This is a genomic window from Verrucomicrobiota bacterium (genome assembly GCA_021294815.2).
GTDB lineage: Bacteria > Verrucomicrobiota > Verrucomicrobiia > Opitutales > LL51 > LL51.
The window spans coordinates 182,258-201,579 of record CP095464.1 but is presented as its reverse complement, the minus strand read 5'-3'; the positions used below and the strand labels follow the sequence as shown (position 1 = coordinate 201,579).

The window sequence follows — 19,322 nt, the reverse complement described above, 5'->3', positions numbered from 1 at the left end:
CTAGGGGCGCAAAAGGTGTTGGTTGACAATTGAAATACCGCTCAACATCGCACCAATAATCCCTAAAAATCCCTGGTCTGTCCCGCATAAAAATAGGTTTTTAATCGGCAAAACCCCATCGTAAATTTTTTGGGGAGAACCGTAGATCGCGCCGTTAACGCGGCCCGTAAAGCGTTCAATCGTCAGCGGAGTAAAAAAATCCTGATCGAGAAGGTGTTGTTTCCAATTTTCAAAAGAGATACGGGTTTCGCCAAGGATCTTAACCGCTTGGTGGATGAGCTGGTCGAAGCAACGTTGTTTTATGGCTTGATACATTGTCGATGGCAACGACTTCCATTTATCGTAGTTCGAAAGCGCTGTGACGCGCAACGTTCCTTCTGACATCGCGTGCCCATCGGTGTAGCGGAAATTGTTGGGGAGGCAAATAACACCTGAAGAAAGACCGACCTCCTCTGTCGACTTTTTGTAAGCAAAGTGTGGGTTTTGCTCGAAGAAAACAATCGTATCGTCCCAACCGAAATGACTCGGTGGCCGATCGAAGATAGCAATCGCTTCACAAAACGCGAGCTGCCCTTTGGGGGTTTGAGAAAATTGCGTCTGGTTGTACAGTTTGACTGTTTCGGGGTATCCGATTGTCGATAGAATGTTGTTACAGCGGATGGATGTGCCGTCGGTGAGCGTAACGCCGGAGACCGTACCGTGATCGGTATCAATCGACTGTACTTCGCTGCGCATGCGTTTTTCGCCGCCAAATTCTTGAAACTTTTGCATTAACAGCAGAAGAATTTTGCGGATTCCCTCAAATGGACGCGCGAATCCCTCTAAAAAGATCGAGCGGAAAAGGATAACGAACTGCTTCCAGGTTACGTCATTTTCTCGAGCACTACCGTAATAAAGTATTGGCAACAGCAAAACATCTTCGAGCTCGGGATTATTGAGCGCCTGCGAGAGCATCTCCCGAGTAGAAGTATCTTGCAGGGGAGAGTCTTTGTAGGGGTGAAAACGTTTGATTTCCTCGACGAGTTTTCGAAATCGGTCAACGGAGTCTGGAAAGCATCGCGCGACCTCCGATTCAAACAAAGCAAAATCGTTGCTAAACTTTAGCGTTTTGTCGCCAAGGATGATTTTTGAGCGGTTTTGTTCGCAAAGTTCTAGCAAATCATAGGGAATCCTTAGCTGACGTAGTAGCTTAGAAAGTGGCGAACCGGTAATACCTTTTTTGACAAAATTTGTAATGGCATGGAGCCCGACATCGATCTTTCGTCCGAAGCGCGAATAAAAGCTATTCAGACCTCCGATGACGCTGTGTTTCTCTAAAATAAGGACATTCTTACCGAATTGGGCGAGACGAATCCCTGCAGCCAACCCCGAAAGACCCGCACCAATAATTACCGAATCGTACGCTTTGCAGTGCATGAGCGAAGAAGACCATGATAGCCTCCTTCAAATTTCTTCAATAACAAAAGAATTCCCATCGCTAGTACCAAGATGCAAGGCTTTGAGTAGTTTTTTCTGGAGTTTTAATCCCGACAAATGGGCGATTTTGCTCCTTACACCACTGGCCCGCGCTTTGCAATGCAATAGAATCGACGCTAATGAAAATAATAAACTCCTGCTCGGCGGGGTGTTTCCTCCTTGTAGAAACATAAGGTGAAGATTTCTTTTTATTTTCCCGAAAATCTCGGGGAGTACCCGATAAAGCTTTTAGACAAGATTCGAGAACCAAGTCATCTCGGTTTTTGTAGCATTCTTGGATGAAATTTGCAAAAACCACGTTGCCTATTGCGACAGGAAATCCAATAATTTCCGTGAGTGGGGTATCTTTAGCCATTGCCCTGGGACGACGGAAAATCTTCAACGGAGTTGGTATGTACCCGGAAGTAACCTCTTCTTTTTTGAAAAGCCCTAGAAGGGAAGAGTGAAACTCCGGAGCTTCGAAGTCCAATTTTTCCGTGTAGAGATCGCTGCGATCATTGTCGTATTCGATATCGCTGACAATCGGAGGTAAGAGTCGAGCTGCGAGATTCCCATTGGATAGACCAAAACAAAACATTGTACGTGCAAAAATCCGGGCATAGGAGCAGACAGAAGACGCCAAATGTTCGATCGTGCAAGGATTGGCATCGGCGGAAAATTGCGTTTTGAAATGCTTTTCCTTGAGTGTAATCTGAGTGTGCGAATACCGCAGTTCCCAATCTTCACGATGAGAAATAATGAGGATTTGTGCGCCCTCTTTTTTCAATTCTTGCAAGTGTTTGCTGAGATCTAAAAAACGTGGCAACAACATGGCATTACTTCCCGTTGCCAGAAAGGATTCGTAGTCCGCGCGGTCCTTAATTAATGCACGGGCATCGACGACGATCAGCATGTCTCGGTTACTAGATTGGTGCGCACAATCGATCGCCGCTTCGAGTTGACAAAGCATATCGTCTTCCGAATAGGCAGAGAAAACCGTACATGGAGTATTGCCGTGGGTCTCGTGATCGCTTAAAAAGCGTCCACTAGAGGTCTTTTGCATTGAGGCACCGTCATATTGAGGGCGAAAAACAGGAGCAGAAGATATTCGTAAAGAACCAAAAAGAGAACTTATACTGCACACCCATACCATCACTAACCTAATCCAAAGTATCCGATACCGATCCATATGCATCTCGAGCGAAACATCTGTGGGATGCTGTCAATGTAAACCGTTTATGAAAGCGAAAAATTTTCCACTTCCCGTGAATTTTTTGGTTTTCTCGGCACAAAATCGGGCTTAAGCGAGAAAAGAGGCTTCTCGTTCAAAACGCCCGAATCGAAAAGAAGGGAATACCGACTGCCTGGCAGTGCTTGTCTTCGTCATCTAGGATGTCTTGGCGGTCATCAATGCTAATCACGGCCGGTCGATTGTCGTCATCGCCATATCGTTCCTTGTAGAAGGAGATCAAAGAGCGCGCTTTGTCATTAGCGTAGCGTTCATTGACGATAATATAAAAAATGATACCAGCCTGTTCGACGGTAAGCGCCGCGAGTTCGAAGAAAGTTGATGGCGCATTTGGTTTTGTACGTTTGCGTAGAATCCGTGCGTGGTGCTCCAAATCCGCTTCTTCGACAGGGACTTGGGAGGCGAAAATTTCGGAGGCAGCATCGATCTCGAGATGCTCTGGTTTCCCATTAACAGTTCCCTTGAAGTCGATCCCAGTGACGAGAATTTTCGATGCTTTAGAAAAATCTTCTGACGATATGGGTGCCCATTCGAGTGCAATGACACGTGCCGGTTGTCCCGCATTATGCCCAAAAGAGGGGCCAACTGTATGGATTGCCTGAATCCGAACCTGACTAAAGGAAGTATTTTCGTCAAAAACGTTCCACTGATCGTAGGGCGAGAACTCTAACGGAGAAAACACAAGTCGACGTCCCAAAACAAACGCATGCCAAGGACTCGAATTGGTCAAAAAATGCACATCGATACGGGGATGCTCACTGAGTTTTTTAATGCAATTGAAAAGATCTGGGTAAAGCATCCGAACACCTTCAAAACTACCGCGACGCTGAATGGAGTTAAAGTCTGAACCTCTTAGGAAAAACGTATCGTCGATATCGATAAAAATGCTGACCCGTTGGGTTCCCAACTCATCAATGACTCCCAATATCTCGCGCAATTTACGAGACATAATTTCCTCATGGGAAACCCAAGAGTTTTTTTCATCGGATGATGAGATCTTGCCGAATGCAGGATCCAATTCCTCCGATAAGGAAGTAGAAGCACGTAAACTGTAAACCAGACTAGAAAAAAATGCCACTGCAACAAGAACACTTCTCAAAAAACGCCCACCCATACAGTGGCCGACGGATAGGATGATGAGAATAAATGTCAATGAGAATCCCAAATTTGGGGAGTATAGCAGTGCAATTTTTAAATTTCAGCTCATACAAAACAACAGATGCATTTTTCCTGGGTTGACAACGTATCTACGATTATAACGCTCCCTACACAGTTGGTGGTAGTAGCTCAGCTGGTTAGAGCATCGGATTGTGGTTCCGAGGGTCACCGGTTCGAATCCGGTTTACCACCCCAGCTTGAGAAAAGAGTGGACTTTAGTTATAGCCAGAGAGGTCCGTGAAAACGTGAGCCGGTCGGGGCGTGCTCTCTTCGCTTCTGATTTTTCTTGACTTCGCATTTGTACAGACTTGTGACAACGTCCGTATGCGCGGAGTGCTTCGTGTTGATTTGCGAGCTCTTGGGGAAAATGTTCGAAAAATTCGGCAATATTTGCCCCAAAACTGCCAATATATCTCTGTTTTAAAGGCGAATGCCTATGGTCTGGGAGCCGTAAAGATTGCACAGTTTTTAGAACGTGGGTCATTGGTTGACGGGTTTGCGATGGCGAATGTTGACGAGGCACTTAAGCTTCGTGTCGCGAATATACGTCTTCCAATTTACATTTTGAGCCCTGTGTTACCCGATGAGATGCCATTGCTTTTTGAAGCGAACCTTATTCCATTGGTTTCGTTCCGAGAGGAGGTCGATCGGCTAGAACTACTGGCTGAAGAAAGAGAGCGATCTCTGGCAATCCATATAAAAATTGATACTGGAATGGGACGATCGGGCGTTTGGTACGGCAAGGTCGACGATTTTGCTTACTACATTCGAACGCATTGTCCTCATTTGCGGATCGCAGGATATGCGACACACTATTCTTCGACGGCTACCGATCCCGATTTTACAGCGGTACAACACCAACGATTCCTTGCAGCGATACCGGATGAGAATTCATCGGAATTACTTTTACACGCTTCGAGTAGTTTTGGAATTGGGGCTTCATTTACCAAGGGGACAAATGCTGTACGCATTGGAGCGCTTCAGTATGCCATTCCGGAGGGAGAGCTCGTCAAGTTGCTTCATTTGGAAACTGTGGCGACGTTCTACGGCTTCGTTACGGGTATTAAATGGGTTCCTAAAGGATGCCGTATCGGCTATGACCAGACCTATCAACTTAAACGAGATACAAAAATTGCCCTCATTTCGCTTGGGTACGTCGATGGCGTGGCTGTCCAGTTGTCGAACCGCGGACATGTCGATATCAACGGGTGGCGTTGTCCCATTGTTGGACGCATATCGATGGATCAAGCGATGGTCGATGTAACGGATGGCGTAAAGATTCAAATCGGTGATCAGGCGATTTTCTTCGGAAAAGGCGGCCCGACACTGGACGAATTCGCAGCAGATGCCGACCTGCCGACACGCCTTTGTCTTTGCCAGATTTCCGACCGCGTTACGCGGTGTTACGTGTAGATGTCGACCATGCTTTGGGGCTAGTGCATGGTCACGTGAAACTATTCAGACTTTGGATTGGATTCCGGAGTTGAACTGGTTGGTTTACTTGCTTCTTCGGGAGTTGGCGCTTTTCTTCGAATAACGGCACAAACAGGGTCATTGAGGTACTTCTGAGCCGTTTTTTGGACGACTTCCGGTGTGATATCGGCGAGATAGGTCTCAATTGTGCGCAGTGCTTCGATGTCTCTTGGGAATTTTTGACAGTCAGAGAGCGTATTAAGCCAAAATCCATTAGAATTTAACATCCGGGGAATTCCCGTCTGAATCGGGCGTGTAACGCGTGCGAGCTCTTCCGCTGTGACGGGTGAAGCTTTAAATGTTTCAATAATTTTAAGGACCTGGGATTGAAGTTTTTCCGCTGCCTCGGGGTGAATCGACATCAGGATTTCCATTCGTCCATAGTTTTCGAAATTCGTAGGGCGATTTTGGACCCGTACCCCGTAAATTTGCCCGTCTTTCTCTCGCACTTGATCCATGATGCGGTTGTTGAGAAGGTCGGCAACAATCGCTAGCCGACGGTTTTCGGCAAAATCACGTTTATCAATCGTTGGAAAATTAATGGCCAAAATTGAGCGCGATTCATCGTTATCGAATTCAAAAATTTGGGTATCCTTTTGTTGCGGAAGTGTGAGGTGAATTTTCTCAGCCTCTTGCGGCATGTCGCGTTTGAGAAGCGTCCCTAACGTACGTTGAATTTGTTCTTTAATAGAAACGGTATCAATATCGCCAACAACGGTTACTTCGATGGGAGCATGTTTGAAAATTTCGACAGCGGTTGCCAGTGCATCTTCGCGCTTTTTCGAGAAAAATACTTCACGATCGGGGAGGCCAAAAAGATCCTGATTGCTCGCGATCCATTGCGTATAGGCGTTCCGCAAGATGGCGCCTGGTTTCCCGGTTTGGTTATCGAATGCAATCTTCATTTGTTCCTGGGTATCGCTCCAAGCGCGTTCCTCGAGCGCCGGTTCTTGAAGATAGGCCGTGATGAGCTCTAGAAGAAAAGGAACGTGTGCTGTATCGCTACTCCCGGAAAAAGAGAGATTGGTTAGGCTTGCGGAAAATCCAATACTGACGCACTGCTCCTCAATAATTTTATAAAGTTCTCTCCAAGAATGCTTTTTTAGCCCGCCACAAATAAGACTCGCATCCAGGTAAATCGAGGTCGACAGATCTAATTGAGGTTGATAGGCGCTGGTTCCGTAGGCTTGACCGATGTTGACGTTGACGAGGACTTCATCGTCTTTTAACCCGACATTTTTCAGATTCACGCGAACACCATTATCGAGCGTTAGCTGCATGACATCGAGGTCTTCTAGATGGGTTTCGGTGTGTAAAGGCGGAAGCGGATCTTTTTCATTTTTGTGATATGCAAAAGGCGGCGGCGCTAGTTCGTCGTGTGCTTCAACAGGGACTTGTTGAGATTTTTCCCAAACTGCCTTTAACTCGTTTTCGAGAGAAGGACCTTGTTTATTAGTCATTAATTCGATGACGAGGTTGGATTCAAGTTCTTGAATGACCTTTTTGCAGTCTTCGGGTGTTATAATTTGTGCCTGTTGTTGAACAAGTTCGAGTTTCGTCTGAAGTGAAGGAACGGGCCAACGAATGCTATGGGCATCGGCGATCTGCTCTGCAAGTGCAGCCGAAAAACGTGTTTTTGCGGCGTTAAGGTTTTGTTGTGCAGCCAGGATACTTTGCCGTTTCTGGCGCGCAAGCTCTTGTTCCGTGACCCCATGCTGCTTGAGTCGACGGAATTCCTGCTCTAAAATCGTCAGACACTCCTCCCAATGCTCCAACTGACATTCAATATCGATTTCGACACAATCGAATTTCGATTTAAAAAAATTTCCGGCATATTGCGAGCTTCCTCCTAGGAAAAGTCCGCTGTCATGACGTTTATTGCTGAGCCGCTCTGCGAGGACTCCCAAAGCCCAATTCATAGTCTGGCAATACTGACTCGTTTTCTTGTCGTAGATTAAGCAACGTGTTGGAGAAAATATGGAAAGTGACAGACTTGTTTGTTGAATATCACGGTTTGAGTAGTGTATAAACTGCGGTGGTTTTGGATGAACCGTTCCCCAGTCAGGATCTGGTGCAGACGGTGTTGCTGGTAGACTTTCAAACGTATCCCGAATACGTTGCTCCATGGTGTCGACATCAAGATCACCGACGGCAACAAAGAACAAGCGTCCGGGTGTGTACCAGTGATCATGAAAACGCATCAACTTTTCGGCAGTACATTGCTCAATAGTCCGGCGCTTACCAATATTAGGGATGCGTTGTGTCAGCCGCAAATCGGGGAGTATTCGGTTGAACAAAAATTTTGTATGTCGCTCATCAACGTTTTTTTTATCGCGTTTTTCCGAAAGCACTGCACCACGCTCCTGATTGAGGTCGTCATCGGTAAATTGCAGGCCATCACAAATGTCACGATACCACTCCATGGCCGCGTCCAGACTGGCCGTATTATTAATGACCAAATCGACATGGTATTGGGTGCAAAAAGGCCCTGTGCCTGCATTCAATTCGGGACCGTACGCGACACCAAGCTGTTCCATTTGTTTGTTGAGGTCGCCATTGGGAAAGTGTTTTGAGCGTCGAAATACCGCGTGTTCCAAAAAGTGCGCAAACCCCCGCTCATCTTCGTCTTCCATGGCCGATCCCGCATCAACGTGAAGCATGGTCGCGATCCGATCCTTGGGGTAAGGATGCCGCATAACAGCGTAACGAAATCCATTCGAAAGGCGGCCATAGTGAATTTCAGGGTCGGAAGGGATTTTTGCAGCGAGAGAAAATGCCGTTTGAGAATGCCTTGTCGATTGGCATCCGACAAACGCTACGATACAGGATCCCAATAAGAGAAATTGTTGGAGTACGACTCGAATCCTAGGAGAATTCTTCCACATAATATGGCGAATTAAGAACAGTTTTTTAGCAAACATCAACCTTTTACTTTCCAGAATTGATTACATACATCCGTTGTTCATGTTTGTCTTTTTACGGAGAAAATGAAAAAATTTTTTTCAAAGGAATTGTGGTACCACATGGTTCGATGGTGTGGTTGGGTACTTTGGGTTGTGATTGGCGTTATCGGCGTGAGATCTGTCTATGAGGTCTACGTTTACTATCGCCAAGTGGCGGATTTGGAGGCGGCACGCGAGCAACAATATCAGGAAGAACAAGAAGCTGTCGCGATTCAAGAGGAACACGTACGGGCGCTGCGCGAAGATTTAGAATTCCGCGAACACGTTGCGCGCGAACAGCTGCAATCGGTTCACGAGGACGAACTTCTCTTCCGATTTGAGTAGCGCGATATCCTTTGACAAAAGAACGTGAAACCGTAGAAAATAAACGTGCCGAGGGTCTATCGAGTCGGGTGGCAGCGATCATGGAGTGCTTCGTGTGTGCTTCTGACGACGATGGCGGCGACGTTTTTGCTCAGCTCGGTATTTGGGCGCCACTTCCACGACATTTTTGCTCTTTCAATTGATGGGCTTCGGAGCGGTCGGATTTGGCAGATATTGACGTATTCGCTGATGCATGCCGATTTTTGGCATCTCTTTGGGAATGGTCTGATTTTATTTTTTATCGGACGCGTCGTCGAACAACAGTATGGCTCCCGAATCCTGTATAGTTTATTTTTCTTTGCGAGTTTAACCGGTGCTCTCGTGTGGCTTTTGGTAAGTTGTACACATCCGGGGCGGTTTTTGATCGGTGCTTCGGCGGGATGCTTGGGGATTTTTACGTATTTCTGTCTGGCTCTAAGAGACCAGCCTTTGACGTTTTTATTTTTTTTCGTTCTGCCGATACGACTGCGACCGCGTACGCTTTTAGCAATCACCGTTGGATTAGAAGTTTTGGGCTTCTTGACACAGGAGCTCGCGGGGTATGGAATGATCGCGAATTCCGCACACCTTGGTGGCTTTTTAGGGGGATACCTGGTCTATGTTTTGAGCCAACGGGGGTTTGATTTCGGAAAAATGATTCAAAAACAATGGAAGGAATGGTTTATCCGGAAGTCGACCGTGCAAGGCGATAGTTACAGACTATACATCGCCAAAAACGCGTCACAGCGCCAAGAAATTGACCGTATTCTCGATAAAATCAATGCGACAGGGTTTCAGTCACTAACACCGGGAGAGCGCGATACCTTGGAATCGGCAAAACAGCTGATGCATCGCTAAGTATTCTTAAGAAATAGGGAAACCGCTTCTGCGATGGCACCGTTGCCGCCGGTAGATTGTAGGATATGCACACTAGGAACGGTTTGGATAATCGGCATTGCCGTCGAAGGGCACGCGATCCAGCCGTGGTGTTGTACTAGAAATTCCATGACGCCAAAATCATTGATATCGTCGCCGACGTAAGCAATGTCGCCGAGGTTGACGCCATATTCCTGGCACAGCGAAGTGACAATAGATCGTTTGCGATTACCGGCATCAGTAAATACATGTGACTCCGGAGTTTCGGTTAATGCTGCTAAGCGATAAGGAATAAGCCCATTTTCACCGGTGACAAAAAAGACGTGATTGCCAGCCTGGTTCCAATGCTTGATCGCTGCAATGTCGCGTTTAGAAAAACGTTTCCAGCGAGAACCATCGGTAGCAAAGATCATGGCAGCATCCGTACACGTTCCATCGATGTCCAAAATAAGCGTCGACTTGGAGTTTTTATGCAGTGATATGGTGGGTGTAGTTGTCTCTTGACGCAGAACCTCAAGAAGTTGAACGATTTGCGGTAACTCCATAGTATACCGGTTCGCGAACTGGCGGAGCATGTGCGGTCTTTTAAGCGAAAAGTATTGGGTTGAGGGTGTCATAACAGGTCGTTCCGTAACGACGATAGGGCCCTCATCATTCCTAGCGGTTTCTAAAATTGCTTCGTCGTTGCCGAAGTAGAGTAGGTTCTGAAAATTGCAGTCGTTTTTTTGACGAAATTGTTCCAGAAAACGCATTCGATTGCCGAGATTTGGAAAATAACCGGCGATATTGAGGACCTTCATGCGCGACTCGATAATTTCCGAAAAACGATTCTCGGACGAGAGCACATAAACCTCCATCCCCAGAGCTTCGTGAAAAATGTTTTTCAACGCCATGCCGTCGTAGGTACTGAACGGGATCGCGGATTCTGGCGACGGATCCTGGTTTTGGTTGTGAAGATAGATCGCATCTCCTCCGGGATTTTTGAGATCGTTCCCTGAAAGTATGCGCTGAGGATCCCAAAAGATTCCATCGTCAACCAAAAGATAGCGTACTTCTTTAAGTGAAACCTCGGGTAACGTCATGCGATGTTGGAATTATTTTTAGCTCTTCTGGCAACCCCTATTTATTATAACGAAAAGCGTTCACCGAGGTAGAGTTTGCGGCTTCGGGGATCGTTAAGCAGGACACCGCGGTCGCCTTCACAAAGTACCTTCCCCTCGTGAATCAGATAGGCGCGATCGACGATTGAAAGCGTTTCGCGCACGTTGTGATCCGTGATCAGGATGCCAATCGATTTCTGCTTCAGCTGCGTAATAATTGCCTGGATTTCCGCAACGCTAATGGGATCGACGCCGCCGAAAGGTTCGTCGAGCAGTAAGATTTTGGGATTCATCATTAAGGCACGGCTGATTTCGAGCCGCCGGCGTTCTCCGCCACTTAAAGTGTACGCCTTTTGAGATGCGAGATGCGTGATCCCTAGTTCTTCAAGCGCATGACGAATAGTCGCATCCAGCGAACCCGCGGGAATCGGAAGATTTTCGGCAACAATACGCAAGTTGTCGTATACCGATAGCTGGCGAAAAATCGAGCTCTCTTGAGGAAGATATCCAATGCCGAGCTGTGCGCGACGATGCATCGGTAAACGCGATATGTCCTGTTCTTCGAAAACAATCTGGCCGGAATCTGGAGCGACGAGCCCGACAATCATATAAAAAGTTGTCGTCTTTCCGGCACCATTAGGGCCAAGGATACCGACAATTTCGCCCGCGGCGACCTCTAGACTTACCTTTTGGACAACCGAGCGTTTCCCGTAAGTTTTACAGAGGTCATGTGCTGAGAGAACGCAGGGCATGTTTTTAATAAAGCGAGGGACACTACTTTTGAAAAGAACAAACCGCCGTTAGATTCCTCAAATGACCGGAGGTGCCTCGCGAACAATAAATTGTGGCGTCTGGAGAAGATTTTTTAATCGAGAAGTATGAGGATAATCCGGGGGTTTTAGTGGTTGATGTGCCGAAATTTCTGGGGCTGGCGTGGCTATTAATTCGGTTTGTTCAATCGAGATCTGAACGGGTTGTGAACCTCCGCGGTCACTAATTACTTCTACGTTCTTAGTGAGGTAATTAACTTTAATCATGGGTGCCGAGACCGTCCCCATAGAACTTCGAATAACCGCATTCCCTTTTAAAAGAATGATCGATTCACCGGGAATAATTTCTGCCGCATCTGCTGTGCATTGGCGATCTTCCTGGGTTAGCGAGAGAGGACCCGTGATCCAGACATGACGGATGCTACCGAGGTCGGACTGAAAGTCGGTCAACTTGCCAGCAACGGCGACGCGGGCTTGGGTGCAGTCGGCGGTAAAAAGCGGAGCAGTGACGTGAACATGCTCGGAAAACGTTAACTCAGAAGCGTTATCTTCAAAAGAAACATTCAGCCGGTCGCTGGTTATGGAAATTCCGGCAAACAGTGACGATGAAAGCAAAAAGAGAAAAAGAAAAAGGCGCAAACGCTCACTAGCGGCTTGGATTTGCCTCGAAAAATACCTGGACATTTTTGTTAAGCGTGAGTTGTTTTTGTGCGCCGTTTAATTCCCATTGCTCGCCTGTAGCCGAAAATTGTTTGTGAGCAACGACAATAAAACCGTCGCCCGAGGCTTCGTTATTGGGTAAGTCGATTTTCGCCTGATCGCTCATAATCGAAAGGTCTGGAGCCTCTTCCGATGTCGTCGTGATCAGGACATCCTGAACGCAAAAACGTCCTCCTGGGAACACATCTGCCTGCTTCCCTGAAATATTGTAAACCTTGACGCCTTGTGAGTTGAAAAACGGGATCGCAAACTGGTGAAGGCTATCGCCGTGCGCGCTTCCAAGTAAAAAAACTCCGCCAAGTAAATGAAAAAAATGTCTCAACACGGCGCCGCATTAGAAAAAGTAAAAAATGTTTTTCAAGCTGAAAATAAGGATTGACAAAAAAAAATGGCAATGCTACCGAACTGCCCTAAAGGGTCCACTCATGTTACACATCAAAACAATTACAAACGAAGAATGGAATGATCTTTACTGTAAACCTTTGATTTTTTTTGGCTTCCATCCGCAGTTATCACAAAAGCCCAATCAATGCGTTGCGGTTGCTGCGTTTGAGGACGGAATTTGTGAGTATCGAGAGATTCACAAGAAACGCGAGGCGTATCAAGATTTTTTTCAAAGCCTTTTACGTAAATATCAAGATGCGCCTATTGAAGTTTTGCCCCAGAAAACGCAGCGGATTTTGGAACAATTCGAGTACGAGCGTGAGCGCACTGCAACGTCGGTTTACCTTTATTTGAAGGGGAGTTCTGAGGAGGTGAAGCGCTGGTCAGAGGAGCTACGACTTCCCGAAAACGTCGTCAGTGACGATAATCCGATTCAAATGAACACCACTCCATAGAGATTGTAAAAATTAGTCGATCGATTATCCTATAACCTGTGGGAGAGGCCGTTGAATGGGTTGAGTGGTTGGATGCGAAAAGAGGAGTTGTCAAGTGGCGTGATGGTTTTTCGATAAGCCATTTCCAGGAATTTTTTAGGGAATTTACGATTAATGGTGCCCCCGTTGCCGTTCAATGGAAACAGGCTCCACTCAGTGTGTGGCTGCGAGAATATGCTTATGGAACGCAAGACGGTCGCATTGTTTCAGGGGTAAGTGAGGCGTATTTAGCAAAAAATTGTGTTGGTGGCGAAAAGATTTACCTGGCGGCAGAAATTAATGGTTGGCTTTCACAAGGTCTAGACGCGCGTTGGGAACTGCATCCGCAGACGATCGATGAGAGGCTTTTTTATGTAACGACAATCGCGTCCGAAGAGGTTAAAGACAATTTTCAATTCAAGTTGGTTACGGAGTGTTGGCGCTGGTTGCCGGTAGGGGAATTTTTTAAGAACAAAATTATTTCCGAGCAAAATGCGGAGAATTTTTATTACGATCCAACACTCCATCCCAAAGCTCTTTCCGTTTTTGAGTTGGAAAATCAAAAGTACTCGTGTGCGGATGCAGCGACACTTTTCGTAGAAAACGAAAAATTTCAGATTAATTATGACCATTACTTGGCGTCGCTATCCTCAACGGCATTTTTGGGGGCGCACGTCGAGGATCAAAAAACATTTTTCGGATTATTTGCGCCACAAGCGCGTATAGTTGAAGTCTTGTGGAAAGTTTCGCTGGGCGCCGAATGGAATACTTTCCCTATGGAGTGTAATTCTGAAGAAGGTACCTGGTCAGCTGTGATTGAAAAAGATCTATCGGAGCAATACTACATGTACCGCGTAACGCGCATACAGGGTTCAGCAGCAGTAACGACCGACGTGGTCGATCCCTATGCACAGGCACTTGTCCAGCGTGAAGGCCCAGGAATAATCGTCAATTCCCAGAAAGTTGATGGTATTTATCCTCATCGATCAGCACCCGAGGAGCTTGTGATTTACGAATGCCACGTGCGTGATATGACAGCCAAAGTTACCTCCATTACGCCAGAAGATCGACTTCATTTCTCGGGTCTTTGCCAACTCATTGAAAACGGCTATTTCGAGTCACTTGGGATCAATGCGCTTGAACTGCAACCGATCCAGGAGTTCGATAATGAGAAGCCCGAAGGGTACCATTGGGGGTATATGCCCGTCAATTACTTTTCTCCGGCGAGCGCGTATGCTTCTTGCCCCGAACGTGCATCTCAGATCGAAGAGTTCAAAAAACTGGTCGAAACTTGCCATCGACACGGGTTATCCGTTATTCTAGACGTCGTTTACAATCATGTTGGCAATCCCAATCATTTGTATGCGATCGATGACCGCTATTACTTTCGACAAAAAAGCGGCGATGGGACGTTAGAGAATTTCAGTGGCTGCGGAAATGATTTGAAAACGGAGAACCCGATGGTACGCCGATTAATTCTCGATAGCCTTCAACATTGGATCGAGATGTATGATGTCGATGGTTTTCGTTTTGATCTCGCAGAACTTATAGGGTTACCTTTTCTCGAAGAAGCCCGAGAAAAGCTGCAACAATTAAAACCCAATTTAGTAATGATTGCGGAGCCTTGGAGCTTCCGGTGTTATGTGGGGCACGAGGTTAAAGCGACGCGATTACAGGCCTGGAACGACGAATTCCGGAATTTCATCCCGCAGTATGTTCATGGACATGGCAATCGCGAGGGCTTGCGTTATTTCCTCCGCGGATCGGTCGATTTTCGGTCTAGTTTCCCGGCGCAGAGCATCAACTATCTCGCATCGCATGATGATTACTGTTGGTTGGACGCGATCACTGAAAATGCCAATCACGATGGGAGCTATCCGACGATGAATGATCTTCGTCGAACGCATATGGCGCTCGCGATTTTGTTACTTTCTCAAGGTGTTCCGATGTTTGCAGAAGGTATCGAGCTACTACATTCCAAGCGTGGCGTTGAAAACACCTATCAGCGGGGTGACCACAATGCGCTTTCCTACATGCGCCAAAACGAATACCCGTTGACGTTTCAGTACATTAAAAACCTCATTCATTTGCGCCAAACTTCGAGACTGTTTCAAAAAAGGCAGTCTCTTCCCGAGGACTACGCAAAAATTTTTCCATCGGCAAGAAACGATTCTGCGGCAGCCATTTTATTGAAACTTGAGAACGTTTCCGGTGTTTTGTTGGCGCTCAATCCGCATGAAACAATTGCCGAGTTTGATTTACAAAATACGTCTTGGGAAGCTTTTCAACAGATTGCCGATACGTTCACTTTTGGTACTGGCTGTGCACATTATCCATTGTCGTCAATGATTCTCGAAATTCCTCCAATGAGCTGTGGTGTGTGGGTTGAAACTCAGGCAGGTAAGAACTTATAGCGATACCGTTGGAATCCGCTTGCCAGAGTGTCGGAGTTCTGAAAGCTCCGGTGTAATTTTTGTTGTAGATGGCGACATCACACTTCCAGTTGATCGTTATTAGTTGCCTTTGGGTGTTGATTTCGTTGACGTTTCACGAGTGGGCGCATGCCTGTGTCGCTGTAGCGTTTGGTGATCCGACGCCAAAAAACCAGGGCCGTTTTACCCTAAATCCCTTGGCGCATATTTCATTTTTCGGGTCGGTCGTCATTCCATTACTTTGCGCATTTAGTTCCTTTCAAGTATTGGGTTGGGCCCGCCCCGTAGAGATTTGTCCGGAAAACTTTAAACATCGCAAACTAGGGGATTTGTGCTGTAGCCTTGCCGGTCCCTTGATGAACTTTTTTTTCGCTTTTCTATTGGTTATTGCCAGCGAATGGGCCTGCCGACATAGCGCATCATGGGGGAGCTTGCTGTTGATTGGGGCGAGTTGTAATATTTCCCTCGGACTTTTTAATCTGATTCCAATTCCACCACTCGATGGAGCGCACGTGCTTAAAATCATTTTTCGTATATCGGAAATGGCATTTTTGAGTTACGCTTCAGTTGGATCGCTATTGTTGCTAATACTCATCAACATTCCGTGGTTCAGTACCGGTTTTGCGATTATTCACCGCAGTGTATTTTTGTGGCTTGATGCCGTTGTATTGCGTTATTGTTTTTAATTTGTGGAGATTGTCGGCGTCCCGCGATTGTTTTAGCAAGTGCGTAAAACTCGATCGTAGATGTACCAAACGGACTTGACAAAAGGGGCGGGGTTGCTGGACTTGTAGCAGTTTGCCAGGGTAGCTCAGCGGTAGAGCAGAGGACTCATAAGCCTTTGGTCGGCGGTTCAAATCCGCCCTCTGGCACACGTGCTCAGGTGGTGGAACGGTAGACACGCATGTTTGAGGTGCATGTGCCGCAAGGTGTAGGGGTTCGAGTCCCCTCTTGAGCACCAAGAGCTTGTAGCATTGTAGTTTTGGTTGCGAGACTTTTGATTGCGCTTCTCAAGATTCTGTTTTTGGAGATCTTGTTCGTGGTAATTCACCGGTGTAGTTATGCAGGTTTAGATGATATGAAATAGCCACTAGAGACACGACTCTGTAACTGGAAGAAGCAGCAATAATCACAAAATCCCATGGTCGGAGCGACTGGATTCGAACCAGCGGCCTCTACCTCCCTAAGGTAGCGCTCTACCAGGCTAAGCTACGCCCCGAACGTTCTTCCCAATCTAAATTCAGGCGCCAAAAGGCAAGATTTTTGTTTATGCTATTACTGTGAGGATTTTTTGAATATCCTCAACAATCTGTGGTGGCGTAAGGCGGCATTGCTCAAAAAATGTCTCGGGATCGTATCGATCGACAAAGGCTTTAGGTGCGCCACAATTCAGCACTTTCATGTTGCTTGTGCCATAATAACGGGCGACCTTTTCGCCGAATCCACCATCGAGAACGCCATCTTCAAGTGTAACGACAAGGCGATGTCGTTGCTTGAGCCCTTCTAGAAGCCTTGTGTCGAGACCCGTAATAAAGCGCGGATTAATCAGCGTGGCACCCATGCCTATTTTTTCGTGAAGTAGGGCAGTGACGGTTTCGCCGAGTTGGTAAAAAGATCCGAGAGCCAAAATTGCAACTTCGGAGCCCGAGTGAGTGATCGTATATTGGCTGAGATGGTCGTAGTTATCAGCGACCTTCCGATTTTTGTCCGAAATCACGCCATTAGCAGGCACCCGGATCGCGATAGGATGGGCGGTTTGGCGAATACTCCATTCGAGCATCGAAAAATATTCTTCCCGACACGTTGGAGCCAGATAGACCATGTTGGGAATATTGGAAATAACCGGGATATCAAAGAATCCGAGGTGCGTGATATCGCGAAAACCATTGAGCGTTCCCATGAAGACTAAGATGACTGCCGGGTTGTTGTTAATGCAAAGATCCTGTGAGAGTTGATCGTACGTCCGCTGAACAAAAGTACTGAACACGCCCCAAACCGGTCGGCCGCCTCCTGCAGCAATCCCCGAAGCCATGGCGACGGCATGTTCTTCCGCAATACCAACATCGACGAATTGTTTTCCTGCCTGTTGACGCCTCTGGGGAGTAAACCCAAAAACTGTCGGTGTACCGGAGGTAATTGCAACGAGTTTGGGATTGTGTTGCATTTCTCTTAAGAGGTATTCCGCGGTGAGGTCAGCATAATTTTCCATGGAGCGAGCCGCACTTGCCCCGGTTTTTAGATCAAATGGCATGCCACAGCAATGCCACGTTTCCTTGTCTTGTTCCGCAATCGACAGGCCTTTGCCTTTAACGGTATTAATGTGAACCACAACAGGGTGGTCGATGTCTTTGACTTCGGAAAATGCCGCTACGAGTGCATGGACATCATTCCCATTGGCAACATACCGGTAATCAAAGCCCATAGACTTGAAAAAATTGCAAGGACATTGCCCATTACTGTCGCGAAGTGCTTTGAGATTTTGATAGACACCGCCATGATTTTCAGCGATAGACATCTGGTTATCATTGAAAATAACAATGCCATTGGTGCCAAGTTCCGCAACGTTGTTGAGACCTTCAAAGGCCTCGCCACCACTGAGCGATCCATCGCCTAAAATTGCTATAACGTTGCGTTTTTCGCTCTTGAGGTCGCGCGCCTTCATCAAACCACACGCCAAACTAACAGCCGTCGAGGTGTGCCCGATGGTAAATCGGTCATGTTCGCTTTCATGAGGATTGGTATAGCCTGAAATGCGGTCAAATCGCTCCGGGTCTAAAAAGCCGTCTTTGCGTCCCGTAAGCACCTTGTGTGCATAGCATTGATGAGAGACATCGAAAATAATCGCATCTTTGGGCGAGTTGAAAACATAATGCAGCGCAACCGTCGCCTCCACCATCCCAAGATTAGGGCCAACATGTCCGCCGTGTTCGCTGAGCTTTTTTAAAATTGCCTGCCGAACGTCATCGCAGAGTCGTTTCAATTCCTGCACAGAAACTTTTTTAACGTCCGCAGGGCCCTCAATACGCTCCAAAACCATCGAAATGGAGCCTAGAGCAACAGCCCTCAAAGTCAAGTAAGCTAAAATTGTGGTCGGGGTGACTGGATTCGAACCAGCGACCTCTACGTCCCGAACGTAGCGCTCTACCAGGCTAAGCTACACCCCGCCGCCGACCTAACCTACAAAGTCAAAATAAAAAGCCAGCTTTTTCCTCATGAAAAGTTGCGTTTGTTCCGTGATTTTTCGATGTAAATTTGCGGTGTTGAAATGAAAAATTTCAATTTAAAAACGGTTGACGAATGTAAAATTATTTTTAATCTGTCGTACGATGATGAGAACGACAAAAATGATGACGATCTGGAAGAAATTCTTGCTACTTGGCTGTTTCTTTGGAGTTTCCGTAAATGGATTGTGGGGAGATGATCTTTTACCGGGGAGATTGGAAAAGAAGGAGTCCGGTCTTACCGCGCCTCTTGCTTCAGATGCTGTGCTGGCTAGCGTTGTTTATGGCGCGCTAAGAATCATGGAACTCGCAGATCCGGACTTTAAAACGAATCTAAAAGCCAATGTCGAGCAAGTTGTGAGTAATTGCGATGTTGAAGGCAAAATTGAACAGTTGCTTAAAAGCGACAATGATTTGGAATTTGCCCTTGGTTTGATTGCCCTATCTTTGATCATTAACCCCGATGCGGATGATCCCAACGATGACGAAGGTACGAAGAAAGTTTTCGATGGTTTCGGGAAAAATATCCAAGCGGCTCTTCAGCACGCATTTAATATCCCCGAACCGAAAAAATAACGAGACACATCCTGATAATTCCCAACGCATCGCGGGGTGCCCGGGGCGGGACTCGAACCCGCACGTCTTTTCAGACAAAGGATTTTAAGTCCTCAGCGTCTACCATTCCGCCACCCGGGCTTGCGAACGC

General features: G+C 46.8%; 16 protein-coding genes and 6 tRNA genes. 10 read left to right on the top strand and 12 right to left on the bottom strand.

Annotated features, from left to right (window positions below):
- From LW808_000835 to LW808_000825, 3 genes are all read right to left on the bottom strand, one after another.
- On the bottom strand, window positions 1-1,416 hold the full coding sequence (locus tag LW808_000835) for an NAD(P)/FAD-dependent oxidoreductase (GenBank protein UPA28600.1): 1,416 nt from the start codon (window positions 1,414-1,416) through the stop codon (window positions 1-3).
- Window positions 1,417-1,477: 61 nt separating this feature from the next.
- The gene (locus LW808_000830) at window positions 1,478-2,518 is read right to left on the bottom strand and encodes a hypothetical protein (protein ID UPA28599.1); all 1,041 of its coding nucleotides are present in this window, start codon (window positions 2,516-2,518) and stop codon (window positions 1,478-1,480) included.
- A gap of 262 nt (window positions 2,519-2,780) precedes the next feature.
- A complete protein-coding gene (locus LW808_000825) occupies window positions 2,781-3,818 on the bottom strand; it encodes a hypothetical protein (GenBank protein ID UPA28598.1) in 1,038 nt (345 codons plus the stop codon).
- Between the two features lie 162 nt (window positions 3,819-3,980).
- Here LW808_000825 and LW808_000820 point away from each other — a divergent pair.
- A tRNA-His gene (locus tag LW808_000820) sits at window positions 3,981-4,057 on the top strand.
- A gap of 129 nt (window positions 4,058-4,186) precedes the next feature.
- A complete protein-coding gene (gene alr / locus LW808_000815) occupies window positions 4,187-5,275 on the top strand; it encodes an alanine racemase (GenBank protein ID UPA28597.1) in 1,089 nt (362 codons plus the stop codon).
- 41 nt (window positions 5,276-5,316) lie between these two features.
- On the opposite strand, the gene LW808_000810 is transcribed toward alr, so the two are convergent.
- Entirely contained in the window at window positions 5,317-8,220 is a 2,904-nt protein-coding gene (locus tag LW808_000810) for an insulinase family protein (GenBank protein UPA28596.1), read from the bottom strand.
- Between the two features lie 138 nt (window positions 8,221-8,358).
- Between LW808_000810 and LW808_000805 the strand changes: the two genes are divergently transcribed.
- Both LW808_000805 and LW808_000800 read left to right on the top strand, forming a co-directional pair.
- Entirely contained in the window at window positions 8,359-8,622 is a 264-nt protein-coding gene (locus LW808_000805; GenBank protein ID UPA28595.1) for a hypothetical protein, read from the top strand.
- A 45-nt stretch (window positions 8,623-8,667) separates the two neighbouring features.
- Window positions 8,668-9,498, top strand: a complete 831-nt coding sequence (locus LW808_000800; GenBank protein ID UPA28594.1) for a rhomboid family intramembrane serine protease — start codon at window positions 8,668-8,670, stop codon at window positions 9,496-9,498.
- Here LW808_000800 and LW808_000795 read toward each other — a convergent pair.
- The 4 genes from LW808_000795 to lptC are packed head-to-tail and all read right to left on the bottom strand — an operon-like array spanning window position 9,495 to window position 12,431.
- The gene (locus tag LW808_000795) at window positions 9,495-10,598 is read right to left on the bottom strand and encodes a hypothetical protein (GenBank protein UPA28593.1); all 1,104 of its coding nucleotides are present in this window, start codon (window positions 10,596-10,598) and stop codon (window positions 9,495-9,497) included. The genes LW808_000800 and LW808_000795 overlap by 4 nt on opposite strands.
- Before the next feature lie 44 nt (window positions 10,599-10,642).
- Entirely contained in the window at window positions 10,643-11,368 is a 726-nt protein-coding gene (lptB, locus tag LW808_000790; protein UPA28592.1) for an LPS export ABC transporter ATP-binding protein, read from the bottom strand.
- A 57-nt stretch (window positions 11,369-11,425) separates the two neighbouring features.
- On the bottom strand, window positions 11,426-12,070 hold the full coding sequence (locus tag LW808_000785) for a hypothetical protein (GenBank protein UPA28591.1): 645 nt from the start codon (window positions 12,068-12,070) through the stop codon (window positions 11,426-11,428).
- Complete coding sequence (gene lptC / locus LW808_000780; GenBank protein ID UPA28590.1) at window positions 12,033-12,431, bottom strand: LPS export ABC transporter periplasmic protein LptC; 399 nt, start codon at window positions 12,429-12,431, stop codon at window positions 12,033-12,035. Before lptC ends, LW808_000785 begins: the two co-directional genes overlap by 38 nt.
- Window positions 12,432-12,531: 100 nt before the next feature.
- Here lptC and LW808_000775 point away from each other — a divergent pair, with 100 nt between their 5' ends.
- From LW808_000775 to LW808_000755, 5 genes are all read left to right on the top strand, one after another.
- Window positions 12,532-12,945, top strand: a complete 414-nt coding sequence (locus LW808_000775; GenBank protein ID UPA28589.1) for a hypothetical protein — start codon at window positions 12,532-12,534, stop codon at window positions 12,943-12,945.
- Window positions 12,946-12,983: 38 nt separating this feature from the next.
- Window positions 12,984-15,377: an alpha-amylase family glycosyl hydrolase gene (locus LW808_000770; GenBank protein ID UPA28588.1), complete on the top strand. Its 2,394-nt coding sequence runs from the start codon at window positions 12,984-12,986 to the stop codon at window positions 15,375-15,377.
- A gap of 68 nt (window positions 15,378-15,445) precedes the next feature.
- Window positions 15,446-16,081, top strand: coding sequence for a site-2 protease family protein (locus LW808_000765; GenBank protein UPA28587.1), 636 nt, complete (start codon window positions 15,446-15,448; stop codon window positions 16,079-16,081).
- 114 nt (window positions 16,082-16,195) lie between these two features.
- Window positions 16,196-16,267, top strand: a tRNA-Met gene (locus LW808_000760).
- Between the two features lie 5 nt (window positions 16,268-16,272).
- Window positions 16,273-16,356, top strand: a tRNA-Leu gene (locus tag LW808_000755).
- Between the two features lie 181 nt (window positions 16,357-16,537).
- On the opposite strand, the gene LW808_000750 is transcribed toward LW808_000755, so the two are convergent.
- From LW808_000750 to LW808_000740, 3 genes are all read right to left on the bottom strand, one after another.
- Window positions 16,538-16,614 (bottom strand) — tRNA-Pro (locus LW808_000750).
- A gap of 48 nt (window positions 16,615-16,662) precedes the next feature.
- Window positions 16,663-18,432, bottom strand: coding sequence for a 1-deoxy-D-xylulose-5-phosphate synthase (locus LW808_000745; GenBank protein ID UPA28586.1), 1,770 nt, complete (start codon window positions 18,430-18,432; stop codon window positions 16,663-16,665).
- Between the two features lie 50 nt (window positions 18,433-18,482).
- Window positions 18,483-18,559, bottom strand: a tRNA-Pro gene (locus LW808_000740).
- Between the two features lie 162 nt (window positions 18,560-18,721).
- On the opposite strand from LW808_000740, the gene LW808_000735 reads away from it, so the two are divergent.
- Window positions 18,722-19,192 (top strand): hypothetical protein, encoded by a 471-nt coding sequence (locus LW808_000735; protein ID UPA28585.1) that lies wholly within the window; start codon window positions 18,722-18,724, stop codon window positions 19,190-19,192.
- Between the two features lie 37 nt (window positions 19,193-19,229).
- Here LW808_000735 and LW808_000730 read toward each other — a convergent pair.
- Window positions 19,230-19,312 (bottom strand) — tRNA-Leu (locus LW808_000730).
- Window positions 19,313-19,322 lie beyond the last annotated feature (10 nt).